Here is a 14,586-nt window from a genome sequence, read left to right as displayed (position 1 = left end):
CTCAGAGCTTGTCGGCGACGAGCTCGGTGAGGTCGACGAGGCGGTTCGAGTAGCCCCACTCGTTGTCGTACCAGGACGAGACCTTCACGAGGTTGCCGGAGACATTCGTCTGACCCGCGTCGAAGACCGACGAGTGGGGGTCGAGCTGGATGTCGCTGGAGACGATGGCGTCCTCGTTGTACTTGAGGTAGCCGACGAGCTCACCTTCCGCCGCAGCCTTCTTGTACGCCGCGTTGATGACCTCGGCCGTGAGGCCCTCGGTCGGGGTGATGATCGTGAGGTCGACGATCGAGCCGGTGGGAACGGGCACGCGGTACGACGAACCGCTCAGCTTGCCGTTGAGCTCGGGCAGCACGAGACCGATCGCCTTGGCCGCACCGGTGGAGGCCGGGACGATGTTGATCGCCGCGGCGCGGGCGCGGTGCAGGTCGCTGTGCGGGCCGTCCTGCAGGTTCTGGTCGGCCGTGTAGGCGTGCGCCGTCATCATGAAGCCGCGCTCGATGCCGAAGTTGTCGTTGAAGACCTTGGCGAGGGGGGCGAGGCAGTTCGTGGTGCAGGAGGCGTTGGAGATGATGTTCATCGTCGCCGAGTCGTACTCGCCGTCGTTGACGCCCATGACGAAGGTGCCGTCGACGTCGGTGCCGGGAGCGGAGATGATGACCTTCTTGGCACCGCCTTCGATGTGCTTCTTCGCGTCGGCGGCCTTGGTGAAGCGACCGGTCGACTCGATGACGATGTCGACACCGAGCTCGCCCCACGGGAGGTTGGCCGGGTCGCGCTCTTCGAAGACCTTGATGGACTTGCCGTTGACGGTGATGGAGTCGGCGTCGTACGAGACCTCGGCGTCGAGGCGGCCGCCGACGGAGTCGTACTTCAGCAGGTGGGCGAGGGTCTTGTTGTCGGTGAGGTCGTTCACCGCCACGATGTCGAGGTCAGCTCCCTGCTCGAGCGCGGCACGGAGGAAGTTGCGGCCGATACGGCCGAAGCCGTTGATTCCGATCTTGACAGACACGTTGTCTCCCGGTTCATGTCGCGACGGCGACGGCGTTTCACCGCGCCACTCGCGAACTTGGTGTGTGAAGGAAAAAGGATGCCGGGTCACCGCCCGTCGCCGGGAGGGACCCGGCATCCTCACCTGGTCTTGAGACTACTACTTGAGCAGTCCGGCCGTCTTCTCGCGCGCCGTCGAAAAGCGCTCGGCGACGTTGCCCCAGTTGGCGATGTTCCAGACCGCCTTCACGTAGTCCGCCTTGACGTTGAGGTAGTCGAGGTAGAACGCGTGCTCCCACATGTCGAGCTGGAAGATCGGAACGGTGCCCTGAGCGGTGTTCGCCTGCTGGTCGAACAGCTGCTGGATGATGAGCTGCTCGCCGATCGGGTCCCAGCTCAGCACGGCCCAGCCCGAGCCCTGGATGCCGGTCGCGGCAGCCGTGAAGTGCGCCTGGAACTTGTCGAAGCCGCCGAAGAACTCGTCGATGGCCGCCTTCAGCTCGCCCTCGGGCTGTCCGCCGCCGCCGTCGGTGGCCGGCGCGAGGTTGGTCCAGAAGATCGAGTGGTTGACGTGCCCGCCGAGGTTGAAGGCGAGGTCCTTCTCGAGCTTGTTGACATTGGCGAGGTTGCCGCTCTCGCGGGCCTCGGCGAGCTGCTCGAGCGCGGTGTTCGCGCCGGTCACGTAAGCCTGGTGGTGCTTGTCGTGATGAAGCTCCATGATCTTGCCGCTGATGTGCGGCTCAAGAGCTGCGAAGTCGTAGGGGAGGTCGGGCAGCGTGTAGATCGCCATGTTCTCTTCTTCCTGTCGTCGGCGCCGCAACTGCGCTGCGGCGATGGGACATTGCCATCCTATTGAGGTGCAACGCGAGGGCGAGGGGGTTGTTCCCTCTGAGAACGAGATGTAACGGCCTCCGACGACCTCAGTCCTCGAGACCCTCCGGTACCGCCGCGTCGGTGCCGGGGATGCCGTCGGCGACGGCCTTCTTGTCGGCCATGGCGAGCAGCCGTCGGATGCGGCCGGCGACGGCATCCTTGGTCAACGGCGGATCGGCGTGGTGGCCGAGCTCGTCGAGGCTGGCGTCGCGGTGCGAGAGGCGCAGTTCGCCGGCTTCGCGCAGGTGATCGGGAACCTCCTCGCCGAGGATCTCCAGGGCGCGTTCGACGCGCGCGCATGCCGCGACGGCCGCCTGGGCCGAGCGACGCAGGTTGGCGTCGTCGAAGTTGACGAGGCGGTTGACGCCGGCGCGCACCTCACGACGCTGCCGCATCTCCTCCCAGGCCTGAGCCGTGCGCACCGCACCCATCTCGGCGAGGGCGACGCGGATGGCCTCGCCATCGCGAACGACGACCCGGGGCACCCCGCGCACCTCGCGGGCCTTGGCGGCGATGCCGATCCGATGGCCGGCGCCCACGAGCGCCATGGCCGCCTCGCCGGACGGGCAGGAGATCTCCAGCGCCGCCGACCGACCGGGGTCGGACAGCGTACCGCTCGCAAGGAACGCACCGCGCCAGACCGCGGCGAGATCGTGGCGGGCGCCGGTGGTGAGCTTGTTGGGGAGCCCACGCACCGGACGGCGACGCGCATCGAGCAGACCGGTCTGACGCGCGAGCGTCTCGCCGCCTTCGATGACGCGGACGGCGAAGTGGCCGCCGGCGCGTCCGCCGGACGCCTGGACGCGGTGCAGCTCCGGGCGCACCCCGTAGATCTCCATGATGTCGCGGGCGACACGACGCGCAAGCGGGTCGGTCTCCAGTTCGGCCTCGACGGCGACGCGCCCGGCGATCGAGTGCAATCCACCGGAGAAGCGGAGGATGGCGGTGAGTTCGGCCACCCGCGCCGTGGGACGAGGGTCGCGCACCGCGGCCAGCTCTGACTTCACGTCAACGGTTGGCGACACAGCGATCCTTCGTTCGGGGGGTGCGGGACAAAGGGATAGCCTACTCGCGACCGAGGTCGCGATGCTTCACACGAACGGCGACACCGGGGATCTCTGCCAGCCGGTCGGCGAGTTCCCGCGCGGTGACCACCGAACGGTGCTTGCCCCCGGTGCAGCCGACCGCCAGCACGGAATGACGCTTGTTCTCACGCTGATAGCCCGCCAGCACGGGGTGCAGAGCCTGGGCGTACGCGTCGATGAACTCGCGCGCGCCCTCTTGAGCCAGGACGAAGTCGCGCACGGGTTCTTCTTCACCCGTGTGTCCCTTCAACTCGGGGATCCAATACGGGTTCGGCAGAAAACGCATGTCGGCGACGAGATCGACGTCGGTCGGCAGACCGTATTTGAAGCCGAAGCTCATCACCGTGAGGGTGTGGCGCGCCTCTCCCGCGTCGCTGAAGAGGTCGACGACGCGCGAGGCGAGCTGATGGATGTTCATCTCACTCGTGTCGATGATGACGTCGGCGCTCTCGCGGATCACCCGGAGGCGATCGCGCTCGCGCAGGATGCCATCGAGGATCGTGCCCTCGCCCTGCAACGGATGCGGCCGCCGCACAGACTCGAACCGTCGCACGAGCACATCGTCTCCGGCGTCGAGGAACAGCACGCGCAGCTGGCGTCCCGCCCGCAGCGCATTGGTGACCGCCGGCAGCGCCTGAAAGAGATCGCGGCCGCGGACATCGACGACTGCGGCGAGCTTGGGAAGCGCTCCCCCGGCCATCTCGGTGAGTTCGAGGAGATGCCCGAGCATCTGCGGCGGCAGATTGTCGACGACGTACCACCCCAGGTCCTCGAGGGCGTTGGCCGCCGTGGTGCGCCCCGCTCCCGACATCCCCGTGACGATGAGCACCTCGCCGGCGCGCTGCTCGTCGGTCACGTGCTCTCCCTGGGTGTTCGGAAGCCGGTGCGGATGACCACAGCCTAGCGATGTGCGAGGCGCTGCTCGATCGCGGCCGCCAGTTTGGGGCCGATTCCGGGCAGCGCCGTCATCTCGTCCGCGGACGCATTGCTGAGCGCGGCGACGGAGCCGAAGTGTCGTAGCAGGGCCTTGATCCGTGCATCACCGAGACCCGGGACCTCACCCAGCACGGTGGAGATGTCGCGCTTGCGGCGCTTTCGTTGATGGGTGATCGCGAAGCGGTGCGCTTCGTCGCGCAGGCGCTGGATCAGGTAGAGCGCCTCGGAGGTGCGGGGAAGGATCACCGGGAAGTCCTCCCCCGGCAGCCAGATCTCCTCCAAGCGCTTGGCGATGCCGCACAGTGCGATCTCGGCGTGCCCGGCATCCTCGAGGGCGCGTGCGGCAGCCGCGACCTGTGGCGCACCGCCGTCGACGACCAGCAGCTGCGGACGGTATGCGAACCGCGGTCGTTTGCGCTCGGTGACCACCGGCGACTCGCCATCGGCGGGATCGACCGCCGCCACCGCCGTTTCCGCAGCGGCGGCAGCGGCCTCGTCGCGGTCGACGTGGGCCAGGCGACGCGTCAGCACCTGATAGAGCGAGTCGGTGTCGTCGGTCGTCTCCGCGATGCTGAAGGAGCGGTACTGATCCTTGCGCGGCAGCCCGTCTTCGAAGACCACCATGGAGGCCACGACGTTGGTTCCCGACAGATGCGACACGTCGTAGCATTCGATCCGCAGCGGCGCCTCGTCCATGCCGAGGGCGAGTTGCAGGTCGGTGAGAGCTTTCGTGCGCGACGTGTAGTCGGACGTGCGGCGCGTCTTGTGCAGCAAGAGCGCCTGCTGCGCGTTGACGGTGGCGGTGCGCATCAGGTCGGCCTTGCGCCCGCGTTGGGCGACCTGCAGGCTCACGCGCTTGCCGCGCCGCTCCTGCAGCCACTGCTCCAGCTCCGCGGCATCATCCGGCAGGCGCGGCACCAGGACCTGGCGAGGGATGTCGGAGGACTCAGCGTCACCGTACGTGCGCTGGAGCACCTGATCCACCAAGTCGGCGGAGGAGATGTCGAGCTCCTTGTCGATGGTCGTCGCACGGACACCGCGTACGCGACCGCCCCGGACGACGAAATGCTGCACCGCCGCCGAGAGTTCGTCCTCCGCGATGCCGAACAGATCGGCATCCGTGTCCTCGGCCAGCACCAGAGAACTGCGACTGAGCACCGCATCGATCGCCTGCAGCCTGTCGCGGTAGACCGCGGCCGATTCGTAGTCCATCGCCGCCGCCGCCTCGCGCATGCGCGCGGTGAGGTCACGCGCGAAGCGGTGGTCTCCGCCCGCCATGAAAGCGACGAAGTCGTCGACGATGGCGCGGTGCTCCTCGATCGTGACCTTCATCGAACACGGTCCGCCGCATCGACCGATCTGTCCCGGAAAGCACGGCCGTCCGGTCGCCATGGCCTTCTTGTACGACGCGTCGGAGCAGGTGCGGATGGGGAAGACCTTGATCATCAGGTCGATCGTGTCGTGCACCGCCCACACCTTCGGGTACGGGCCGAAATAGCGCGCTCCGGGAATGCGCCGATTGCGGGTCACGATGACGCGCGGCGCCTCGTCGGCCAAGGTGATCGCCATGTAGGGGTAGGACTTGTCGTCCTTATAGCGCACGTTGAACGGCGGCGAGAACTCTTGGATCCACATGTACTCCAGCTGCAGCGACTCGACATCGCTGCCGACCACCGTCCACTCCACGGATGCCGCCGTGAGCACCATCCGGCGGGTGCGCTCGTGCAGGGTGTGCAGCGGCGCGAAGTAGTTGGACAACCGGGCGCGCAGATTCTTGGCCTTGCCGACGTAGAGGACGCGGCCGTCCGCGTCGCGGAAGCGGTAGACCCCGGGCTGCGTGGGGATCTCCCCCGGCTTCGGCTTGTAAGGAAGCGCGTCGGCCATCGTCAGCCGGCCTTCCGCACCGGCCCCCGCGCCGTCGCTGTCGCGTCAGACGGCCCTGCCGCGAGGATCTCGGCCAGGAAGGCGCCGGTGTGGCTCTCTTCGACGCGCGCCACCTGCTCGGGCGTCCCCGTCGCGACGATGCGGCCGCCGCCCGAACCACCCTCGGGCCCCAGGTCGATGATCCAGTCGGCCGACTTGATCACGTCGAGATTGTGCTCGATGACAACGACCGTGTTCCCCTTGTCGACGAGGCCGCCCAGCACTTTCAGCAGCAGAGACACGTCTTCGAAGTGCAGCCCGGTCGTGGGCTCGTCGAGCACGTAGATGCTGCGCCCATTCGAGCGGCGCTGCAGCTCGGTCGCGAGCTTGACGCGCTGAGCCTCGCCGCCGGAGAGCGTCGTCGCCGACTGTCCGAGTCGGACATACCCGAGCCCGACGTCGACGAGGGTCTTCAGGAAGCGGTGGATCGCTTGGATCGGCTCGAAGAAGTCGGCCGCCTCGGAGATCGGCATCTCCAGCACCTCGGCGATGTTCTTGCCCTTGTAGTGCACGGCGAGCGTGTCACGGTTGTAGCGCTTGCCGTGACAGACCTCGCAGTCGACGTAGACGTCGGGCAGGAAGTTCATCTCGATCTTGATCGTGCCGTCGCCCGAGCAGGCCTCGCAACGGCCGCCCTTGACGTTGAAGCTGAACCGACCCGGCTGATAGCCGCGCACCTTCGCCTCGGGCGTCTCGCTGAACAGGGTGCGGATGCGATCGAACACGCCCGTGTAGGTCGCGGGGTTGGATCGCGGCGTCCGCCCGATCGGGGCCTGATCGACGTGCACGACCTTGTCGAGGTTGTCGAGTCCGGTGATCCGGGTGTGCTTGCCCGCCACGCGGCGCGCTCCGTTGAGCTTGGTCGCGAGGACTTCGTAGAGGATGCCGTTGACCAGAGTCGACTTGCCCGAGCCGCTGACGCCCGTCACGGCGGTGAGCACCCCGAGGGGGAATTCGGCGGTGACGTTCTGCAGGTTGTTCTCGCGGGCGCCGACGACGGTCAGCATGCGCTTCTTGTCGATCTTGCGCCGCTTCTTGGGTGCCTCGATCGACCGCCGCCCGCTGAGGTAGGCGCCCGTCAACGAGCGCTCTTCCTCGAGCAGCGACGACAGCGGACCCGAATGCACGACCTCGCCTCCGTCGACACCCGCGCGGGGCCCGATGTCGACGATCCAGTCCGACGCCTGCACGGTCTCCTCGTCGTGCTCGACGACGATGAGGGTGTTGCCCAGATCCTTCAGCCGGACGAGGGTCTCGATCAGCCGGCGGTTGTCTCGTTGGTGCAGCCCGATGGAGGGTTCGTCGAGCACGTACAGCACGCCCGTCAGCCCGGAGCCGATCTGCGTCGCGAGCCGGATGCGCTGGGCCTCCCCGCCGGAGAGCGAGCCCGCGGAGCGTCCGAGGCTCAGATAGTTGAGTCCGACCTGCACGAGGAAGTCCAAGCGCGCGCGGATCTCCCTGAGGACGGCAGCGGCGATCTTGGCTTCGCGGTCGGTCAGCTCGAGCTGCGCGAAGTACTGCTGCGCATCGGCCAGACTCATGCGCGACGCATCGGCGATCGAATGGTCGTGCACCAGGACGGCCAGCACCTCTGGCTTCAGACGGTCGCCGTGACACACGGGACACGGGACCTCACGAAGGTATTCCGCCCATCGCTGGCGCTGCGCGTCGGTCTCGGCCTGGGTGTACTGACGCTCGATGTAGGGCACCACTCCCTCGAACCCGGACGAGTAGCGCATCTCCCGGCCGTAGCGGTTGCGCCACTTCACCGTGACCTTGTAGTTCTCGCCGCGAAGGATCGCATCCTGGACGTCGGTGGACAGGTCTCGCCACGGTGTGTCGAGCGAGAAGTCGAGGTCATCGGCCAGGCCCACCAGGAGGCGCTCGTAATACTGGTACAGCCCCTTGCCCTGTGTCGTCCATGGGATGATGACGCCGTCGTTGATCGACAGCTCTTCATCGCCCAGCATCAGCTCGACATCGACCGACATCCGCGTGCCCAGACCGGAACAGGTGGGGCACGCGCCGAAGGGAGCGTTGAACGAGAAGGTACGCGGCTCGATTTCGGTCAGCTGCAGCGGATGCCCGTTCGGACAGGCGAGCTTCTCGCTGAAACTCACCCACGCGTCGTCGCCTTCTTCGTCGACGAAGTTGATCTGCACGATGCCGTCGGCGAGGCCGAGCGCGGTCTCGACCGAATCGGTGACGCGGCCGAGGATGTCGCCACTTGCCACGAGCCGGTCGACCACGACCGCGATGTCATGCTTGTAGCTCTTCTTGAGCGTCGGGGGCTCCGCGAGCTGAATCAGGTCGCCGTCCACGACCGCGCGGGCGTATCCCTTGGCCGACAGCTCCTTGAAGAGGTCGACGAACTCGCCCTTCTTCTGCGTCACGACCGGGGCCACGATCTGATAGCGCGTGCGCTCGGGCAGTTCCATGAGCTGATCGGCGATCTGCTGCACGGTCTGCCGCTGGATCTGGGCGCCGCACTCGGGACAGTGCGGAACACCGATACGCGCCCACAGCAGACGCATGTAGTCGTGGATCTCGGTGATCGTGCCGACCGTCGAACGCGGGTTGCGGTTCGTCGACTTCTGATCGATCGAGACGGCGGGACTCAATCCCTCGATGAAGTCGACGTCCGGGCGGTCGACCTGACCGAGGAACTGCCGCGCGTACGCGCTCAGCGACTCCACGTAACGACGCTGACCTTCGGCGAAGATCGTGTCGAAAGCGAGGCTGGACTTGCCCGAACCGGAGAGGCCGGTGAAGACGACGAGGGAGTCGCGCGGGATGTCAAGATCCACGTTCTTGAGGTTGTGGACGCGGGCTCCGCGCACGCTGAGTTTCGACGAGGCAACAGGGACGATGGGCACCGGACAAGTCTAGGTGTGGCCTCCGACACCGGATCCGAGGTGCGCTCTGGGCGTAGCCTCCTCAGTCCGGCCGACGGCCGGCGAAGGGGGCGAGACCGTCGCGCAGTGCCGCAAGTTGGTCGGCATCCATCCCGACTCTCGCCATGATCTGCGCCGGCACGTCGAGAGCCCGGGCCCGCAGAGACGTGCCGTCGGCGGTGAGCGCGATATCCAGCACCCGCTCGTCGTCAGTGCGGCGCGTGCGACTGACCCGCCCCTGCGCCTCGAGGCGCTTGACGAGCGGCGACAGGGTGGCCGGTTCCATCGCAAGCTCCTCCGCGAGCTCACCCAGCGAGCGCGGCGAGTGCTCCCAGAGGGCGAGCATCACGAGGTACTGCGGGTGCGTCAGGCCGAGGGGATCGAGGACAGGACGATAGATGGAGACGACGTTGCGTGCGGCCGTCACGAGAGCGAAGCACAGCTGGTTCTCGAGCTTCAGCAGATCGTCGCGCGCATCCATGCCTCTACTGTACTCATTTCGTTAGTACACTAATGTTCATGACACGAAACGATGCCGAGCGGCCGCCGCTGCGTCAACGGGTGCGCGACGCCGGCGGGTGGTACACGTACCTCAACACGCGGCTCATCCGCCTGGCCGGTCCCGCGTCGGTCGGGCCGTACGAGAGCGAGCCCGAGCCGGCGCGCGCCGAACGGGCCTGCCCGCTCTGCGGCCACGCGATGTCCCAGCACACGTTCGACCGCAGCGGCCCGAAGCCGCTCATGCACTGCCCCTGATCAGGACCGCCCGTCAGGCGCGGTCGAACGTCATGATCGCGTGCGCTGCCGCAGCGCCCACTCCACCTCGTCGGGGTCGCTGTGCGGAACGATCACGCCGTCTCGCATGATCTGGTGACGCTCGTCGCCCTTACCCACGATGGCGATGAGGTCACCCTCCCGGGCGAGTTCGACGGCCTTGTGGATCGCCTCGGCTCGGCCGCCCACGTCGAAGACCTCTGCGCGCGAGCCGCGCGTACCAGCGACGACGGCTCGCCTGATGGTCGCGGGGTCCTCGTCGGCGGGATTGTCGTCGGTGACGATCACGATGTCCGAGGCCATCGCGGAGAAGCGGCCCATGAGCGGGCGCTTGTGCGCATCGCGATTGCCGTTGGATCCGATCACCGTGATGATGCGCCCCGGCGTCAGAGGCCGCATCGCGCGCAGCAGCGCGTTGATCGCCTCGGGCTTGTGGCCGGCGTCAATGACGACCTGGAACTCGGCATCCACGGGGACGAACTGGACCCGCCCCTCGACGCCCGCGAAGTTCGCAATCCCCTCCACGGATGCCGAGAGCGGATGACCCACGATGTCGAGGGCCGCGACCGCGGCCAAGATGTTGCTGACGTTGAACTCTCCCACCAGGGGTGTGGTGAAACGCTCCGTCTGGCCATCGGGTCCGATCACCGTGAACGAGGAGCCGTCCAGCCGCAGGTCGATGTCGACGGCGCGCCAGTGCGCGTCGCGACCCGTCACCGAGAACGACTGCGTGTTCAGGTCGGCATCGGCATGCAGGCGCCGCCCGGCCCGGTCGTCGACGTTCACCAGCGCGACACAGGACATCGTCGGCGTCAGCAGCTCGCGCTTGGCCAGCAGATAGGCCTCCTGCGTGCCGTGGAAGTCGCGATGGTCGTGGCCGAGGTTGAGGAAGATGCCGACGTCGAAGCGGAGGCCTTCCACGCGACCCATCGTGATGGCATGGCTCGACACCTCGGAAGAGACAACCTCGACACCGCGCTCGCGCATGAGCGCCAGCAGCGCGTGCATCTGGGGGGCTTCCGGAGTGGTGAGAGTGGACGGAACGGCGACACCGTCGATGCGCGTTCCCATCGAGCCGATCACCCCGGTGTGCCGGGACTGACGCGCTGCATCGACGAGATAGGTCGTCGAGGTCTTGCCCTGCGTGCCCGTGATGCCGATCGTCTTCAGCGCACGCGCAGGCTGGTCGTAGAACCAGGCGGCGAGCCCACCCAACACCCGACGGGGGTGCCCATCGACGACGATCCGTGGGAGTGCGGAGAGTCCTGTCGTGGCGTCGATGATGTCGGCGCCGGCGGCGTCGGTGAGCACCGCGACCGCCCCGGCCTCCACGGCGTCGGCAAGATAGCGCGCGCCGTGAGTCCGGGCCCCCGGCTGGGCGAAGAACAGATCACCCGGCTGCGTCGAGGCCGCGCTGAGAGCGATACCCGTGACGAACGCGTCACCGGCGACGAGAGACGCACCGACCTGATCGGCGATGTCGGCGAGTGAGCGAGCAACGACGTTCTGCGGACGGTTCGCGGCGGGCTGCGCAACCCCCATTCCGGCCTCCGAAGGAACCGACGGGGAGGACTGCTCGATGCTCACTCGGCGACGATAGCAAAACAGTGCGAACCCGGCTGTCAGCATCGCCGTGCGAAGCCCGAGTCCACCCTGCCGGCGACACCGCCTGCACGTCGTTCAGGTGGTGCGGCGCGCTGGACCTGCTTACGCGTGGCCGGCATTCACCATGGCCCGCAGCTCCTTCTTGAGATCCTGCACCTCGTCGCGGAGCCGCGCGGCCAGCTCGAACTTCAGCTCACCGGCCGCGGCGAGCATCTGCTGCGAGAGATCCTCGATGGTCGCCTCGAGCTGCATGGCACCCTCTGCCGCGATGCCCTCCCGCCGCAGGCGCGGCGTCGGCGAGCCTGCGCGACCCGAGCCGCCGCCACGAGCCAGAAGCGCCTTGGTATCGGACGCCTCGCGTGCCAGCACGTCGGTGATGTCGGCGATCTTCTTGCGCAGGGGCTGCGGATCGATGCCGTGCGCCGTGTTGTACGCGATCTGCTTCTCCCGGCGACGCTCGGTCTCCTCGATCGCCGATCGCATCGAGTCGGTCATGTTGTCGGCGTACATGTGGACTTCACCGGAGACGTTTCGCGCCGCTCGACCGATCGTCTGAATCAGTGACGTCCCGCTGCGCAGGAACCCTTCCTTGTCGGCGTCGAGAATGGCGACGAGCGAGACCTCGGGCAGGTCGAGCCCCTCACGCAGCAGGTTGATTCCAACCAGCACGTCGTAGACACCCTGTCGAAGCTCGGTGAGCAGCTCGACGCGACGCAGCGTGTCGACGTCGGAGTGCAGGTATCGCACGCGCACACCGTGCTCGCCGAGGAAGTCCGTCAGCTCTTCGGCCATCTTCTTGGTCAGGGTGGTGACGAGCACGCGCTCGTCTCGCTCGACCCGCACCCGGATCTCCTCCAGCAGGTCGTCGATCTGCCCCTTGGAAGGCTTGATCACGATCTGCGGATCGACCAGACCCGTCGGTCGGATGATCTGCTCGACGACGCCGTCGGCGATACCCATCTCGTAGCGGCCCGGCGTCGCGGACAGATACACCGTCTGACCGATGCGGTTCTTGAACTCGTCGAAACGCAGCGGGCGGTTGTCGAGCGCGCTCGGAAGCCGGAAGCCGTGGTCGACCAGCGTGCGCTTGCGCGACGCGTCGCCTTCGTACATGGCGCCGATCTGCGGCACCGTGACGTGCGACTCGTCGATGACGAGCAGGAAGTCGTCGGGGAAGAAGTCGAGCAGCGTGTGCGGCGGCTCGCCGGGCTCGCGACCGTCCATGTGTCGGGAGTAGTTCTCGATGCCGGAGCAGAAACCGAGCTGCTGCAGCATCTCGAGATCGAACGTCGTGCGCATCCGCAGGCGCTGTGCCTCCAGCAGCTTGCCCTGGCCCTCCAGCTCCGCCAGCCTCTCGGCCAGCTCGGTCTCGATCGTGCCAATGGCGCGATGAACGGTGTCGGTGCCCGCGACGTAGTGCGACGCCGGGAAGATCGGCACACTGTCGAGCTTCTGGACGACGTCTCCGGTGAGGGGATGGAGCATGTAGAGCGCTTCGATCTCGTCGCCGAACAGCTCGATGCGGACGGCGTACTCCTCGTAGACGGGAATGATCTCGATCGTGTCGCCGCGCACACGGAAGTTGCCGCGCGAGAAGTCGACGTCGTTGCGGTTGTACTGCATCGCGATGAACTTGCGGATGAGGGCATCGCGGTCGTACCGCTCGCCCACCTGCAGGGCGACCATCGCGCGGAGGTACTCTTCGGGCGCACCGAGACCGTAGATGCACGACACCGTGCTGACCACGACCACATCGCGACGGCTCAGCAGCGAGTTCGTCGTCGAGTGACGCAAGCGTTCGACCTCGGCGTTGACGGACGAGTCCTTCTCGATGAAGGTGTCCGTCTGCGGCACATAAGCCTCGGGCTGGTAGTAGTCGTAGTAGCTGACGAAGTACTCGACGGCGTTGTGCGGCATCAGCTCACGGAACTCGTTGGCCAGCTGCGCCGCGAGGGTCTTGTTGTGGGCCAGCACCAGCGTGGGACGCTGTACCTGTTCGATCAGCCACGCCGTCGTCGCCGACTTGCCGGTACCGGTCGCGCCGAGCAGGACGACGTCGGTCTCACCCGCGTTGATTCGAGCCGCGAGCTCGGAGATCGCCTGCGGCTGATCACCGCTGGGCGCATACTCGCTGACGACCTCGAACGGCCGGACGGATCGCGTGGTCTGCATGCCTCCAGCGTAGGCTCGGCCTCCGACATCGGCCGCGTCGTTCGCCCTCGGCGTCCTCGTTCGCCCAGGCCCTCCCGAGGCGCTCGGCCCGCTCGGCCCCGTACTGTGGAACCATGCTGGAGTTCCTCGTCGGGTCCGGCCTCGCCGCGGCCGCGGGGCTGAACGCGTGGATGCCGCTGTTCGCACTGGGGCTGTTGGACCGTTTCGTGCCGGTGATCGATCTGCCCGCCTCCTGGTCGTGGCTTTCCAGCGACGTCGCCCTCTGGATCACCGGTGTGCTGCTGGTCGTGGAGATCGTGGCCGACAAGATCCCCGCGGTCGATTCCGTGAACGACGTCCTGCAGACCGTGGTGCGCCCGGCATCCGGGGGCATCGCCTTCGGCGCCGGTGCGAGCGCGCAGACGGTGCGCGTCGACGACCCGAGCCTCTTCGCGGGCGCCGCATGGGTGCCGATCGTCGTCGGCGTCGTGATCGCCCTCGCGCTGCATGCCCTCAAAGCGTCGGTGCGCCCTCTCGCCAATGTCGCCACCGCGGGCGTCGCCGCCCCCGTCCTGTCGGCGGCGGAGGATGTATCGGCGGGAGCACTCATCGTGGCCGCGATCTTCGCGCCCGTTCTGGCCGGAGCGCTCGTGGTCGCCCTCATCGTGTCGGCCGTGCTTCTGCTGCGTCGTCGACGCCGCCACCGCTCATGGACGTCCGTCGCCTCCGTGCCGCGACCGTGAGCGCGTATCTCAGCGCGAGGGGTGCAAGCGCCTCCACAGCGCCTCGACCTGCGCACTGGTCTCGGCCAGCGACCCGGCTGTGTCGATGATGACGTCGGCGACGGCCAACCGCGTGTCATCGTCGACCTGCGACGCCAGCCGCGCGCGGGCATCGGCGAGGGTGAGCCCGCGCAGCGCGACGAGGCGCTCCTCGCGCAGGGATGCCGGGGCGTGCGCCACGACGATCAGATCCCACGGGTCGTCGGCCCGCGCCTCGACCAGCAGCGGCACGTCGTAGACGACGACCGCATCGGGATCGGCGGCGAAGGCCGCGGCGAAGCGCCGGCCCGACTCTGCCGCCACGGCCGGATGGATGAGGGCGTTGAGGCGGCGACGGGCGTCGTCGTCGGAGAAGACGACCGCTCCCAGCGCTGCGCGGTCGAGGTTGCCGTCACCGGCGATCACCCCCGGACCGAACGCGGCGGCGATCTGGTCGAGCACCGGAGACCCGGGAGCCTGCAGCTCGCGGACGATGGCGTCGGCATCGACGATGACCGCACCGTGCTGGGCGAGGAGGCGCGCGATGGTCGATTTGCCGGAGGCGATGCCACCGGTGAGCGCGAGAAGGGGCAT

General features: G+C 67.5%; 12 protein-coding genes. 2 read left to right on the top strand and 10 right to left on the bottom strand.

Features of this window, described 5'->3' with window-relative positions; genetic code table 11:
• Position 1 precedes the first annotated feature (1 nt).
• The 7 genes from gap to PP359_RS01090 form a co-directional block, all read right to left on the bottom strand.
• On the bottom strand, positions 2-1,012 hold the full coding sequence (gene gap / locus PP359_RS01120; protein WP_036321523.1) for a type I glyceraldehyde-3-phosphate dehydrogenase: 1,011 nt from the start codon (positions 1,010-1,012) through the stop codon (positions 2-4).
• A gap of 138 nt (positions 1,013-1,150) precedes the next feature.
• Positions 1,151-1,780 carry a superoxide dismutase gene (locus PP359_RS01115; protein ID WP_499249731.1) on the bottom strand — a complete coding sequence of 210 codons (630 nt, stop codon included), beginning with the start codon at positions 1,778-1,780 and terminating at the stop codon, positions 1,151-1,153.
• A gap of 130 nt (positions 1,781-1,910) precedes the next feature.
• A complete protein-coding gene (gene whiA / locus PP359_RS01110; protein ID WP_036287924.1) occupies positions 1,911-2,888 on the bottom strand; it encodes a DNA-binding protein WhiA in 978 nt (325 codons plus the stop codon).
• 40 nt (positions 2,889-2,928) lie between these two features.
• A complete protein-coding gene (gene rapZ, locus PP359_RS01105) occupies positions 2,929-3,804 on the bottom strand; it encodes an RNase adapter RapZ (RefSeq protein ID WP_036321514.1) in 876 nt (291 codons plus the stop codon).
• Positions 3,805-3,848: 44 nt separating this feature from the next.
• A complete protein-coding gene (gene uvrC, locus PP359_RS01100) occupies positions 3,849-5,768 on the bottom strand; it encodes an excinuclease ABC subunit UvrC (RefSeq protein WP_499249730.1) in 1,920 nt (639 codons plus the stop codon).
• 2 nt (positions 5,769-5,770) lie between these two features.
• A complete protein-coding gene (gene uvrA / locus PP359_RS01095) occupies positions 5,771-8,683 on the bottom strand; it encodes an excinuclease ABC subunit UvrA (protein WP_112931634.1) in 2,913 nt (970 codons plus the stop codon).
• Between the two features lie 61 nt (positions 8,684-8,744).
• On the bottom strand, positions 8,745-9,182 hold the full coding sequence (locus tag PP359_RS01090; protein WP_036287931.1) for a MarR family winged helix-turn-helix transcriptional regulator: 438 nt from the start codon (positions 9,180-9,182) through the stop codon (positions 8,745-8,747).
• Positions 9,183-9,220: 38 nt separating this feature from the next.
• On the opposite strand from PP359_RS01090, the gene PP359_RS01085 reads away from it, so the two are divergent.
• Entirely contained in the window at positions 9,221-9,457 is a 237-nt protein-coding gene (locus PP359_RS01085; RefSeq protein ID WP_378794846.1) for a hypothetical protein, read from the top strand.
• A 30-nt stretch (positions 9,458-9,487) separates the two neighbouring features.
• Here PP359_RS01085 and PP359_RS01080 read toward each other — a convergent pair whose 3' ends face one another.
• Complete coding sequence (locus tag PP359_RS01080) at positions 9,488-11,062, bottom strand: UDP-N-acetylmuramoyl-L-alanyl-D-glutamate--2,6-diaminopimelate ligase (RefSeq protein WP_499249729.1); 1,575 nt, start codon at positions 11,060-11,062, stop codon at positions 9,488-9,490.
• Between the two features lie 120 nt (positions 11,063-11,182).
• A complete protein-coding gene (uvrB, locus tag PP359_RS01075) occupies positions 11,183-13,252 on the bottom strand; it encodes an excinuclease ABC subunit UvrB (protein WP_036287941.1) in 2,070 nt (689 codons plus the stop codon).
• Positions 13,253-13,365: 113 nt separating this feature from the next.
• On the opposite strand from uvrB, the gene PP359_RS01070 reads away from it, so the two are divergent.
• On the top strand, positions 13,366-13,974 hold the full coding sequence (locus tag PP359_RS01070; protein WP_499249728.1) for a DUF4126 domain-containing protein: 609 nt from the start codon (positions 13,366-13,368) through the stop codon (positions 13,972-13,974).
• A 9-nt stretch (positions 13,975-13,983) separates the two neighbouring features.
• Here PP359_RS01070 and coaE read toward each other — a convergent pair whose 3' ends face one another.
• Positions 13,984-14,586 carry a dephospho-CoA kinase gene (coaE, locus tag PP359_RS01065; protein ID WP_061681625.1) on the bottom strand — a complete coding sequence of 201 codons (603 nt, stop codon included), beginning with the start codon at positions 14,584-14,586 and terminating at the stop codon, positions 13,984-13,986.

The organism is Sphingomonas sp. BLCC-B65 (genome assembly GCF_028550675.1).
Taxonomy (GTDB): Bacteria; Actinomycetota; Actinomycetes; order Actinomycetales; family Microbacteriaceae; genus Microbacterium.
This window is presented reverse-complemented; position numbering and strand designations above follow the sequence as displayed.

Excerpts from the sequence above, each read along its gene's own strand:
- PP359_RS01115 (WP_499249731.1), bottom strand. The coding sequence starts at position 1,780 with ATGGCGATCTACACGCTGCCCGACCTCCCCTACGACTTCGCAGCTCTT.
- uvrC (WP_499249730.1), bottom strand. The coding sequence starts at position 5,768 with ATGGCCGACGCGCTTCCTTACAAGCCGAAGCCGGGGGAGATCCCCACG.
- PP359_RS01090 (WP_036287931.1), bottom strand. The coding sequence starts at position 9,182 with ATGGATGCGCGCGACGATCTGCTGAAGCTCGAGAACCAGCTGTGCTTC.
- PP359_RS01085 (WP_378794846.1), top strand. The coding sequence starts at position 9,221 with ATGACACGAAACGATGCCGAGCGGCCGCCGCTGCGTCAACGGGTGCGC.
- uvrB (WP_036287941.1), bottom strand. The coding sequence starts at position 13,252 with ATGCAGACCACGCGATCCGTCCGGCCGTTCGAGGTCGTCAGCGAGTAT.
- PP359_RS01070 (WP_499249728.1), top strand. The coding sequence starts at position 13,366 with ATGCTGGAGTTCCTCGTCGGGTCCGGCCTCGCCGCGGCCGCGGGGCTG.
- coaE (WP_061681625.1), bottom strand. The coding sequence starts at position 14,586 with ATGCCCCTTCTCGCGCTCACCGGTGGCATCGCCTCCGGCAAATCGACC.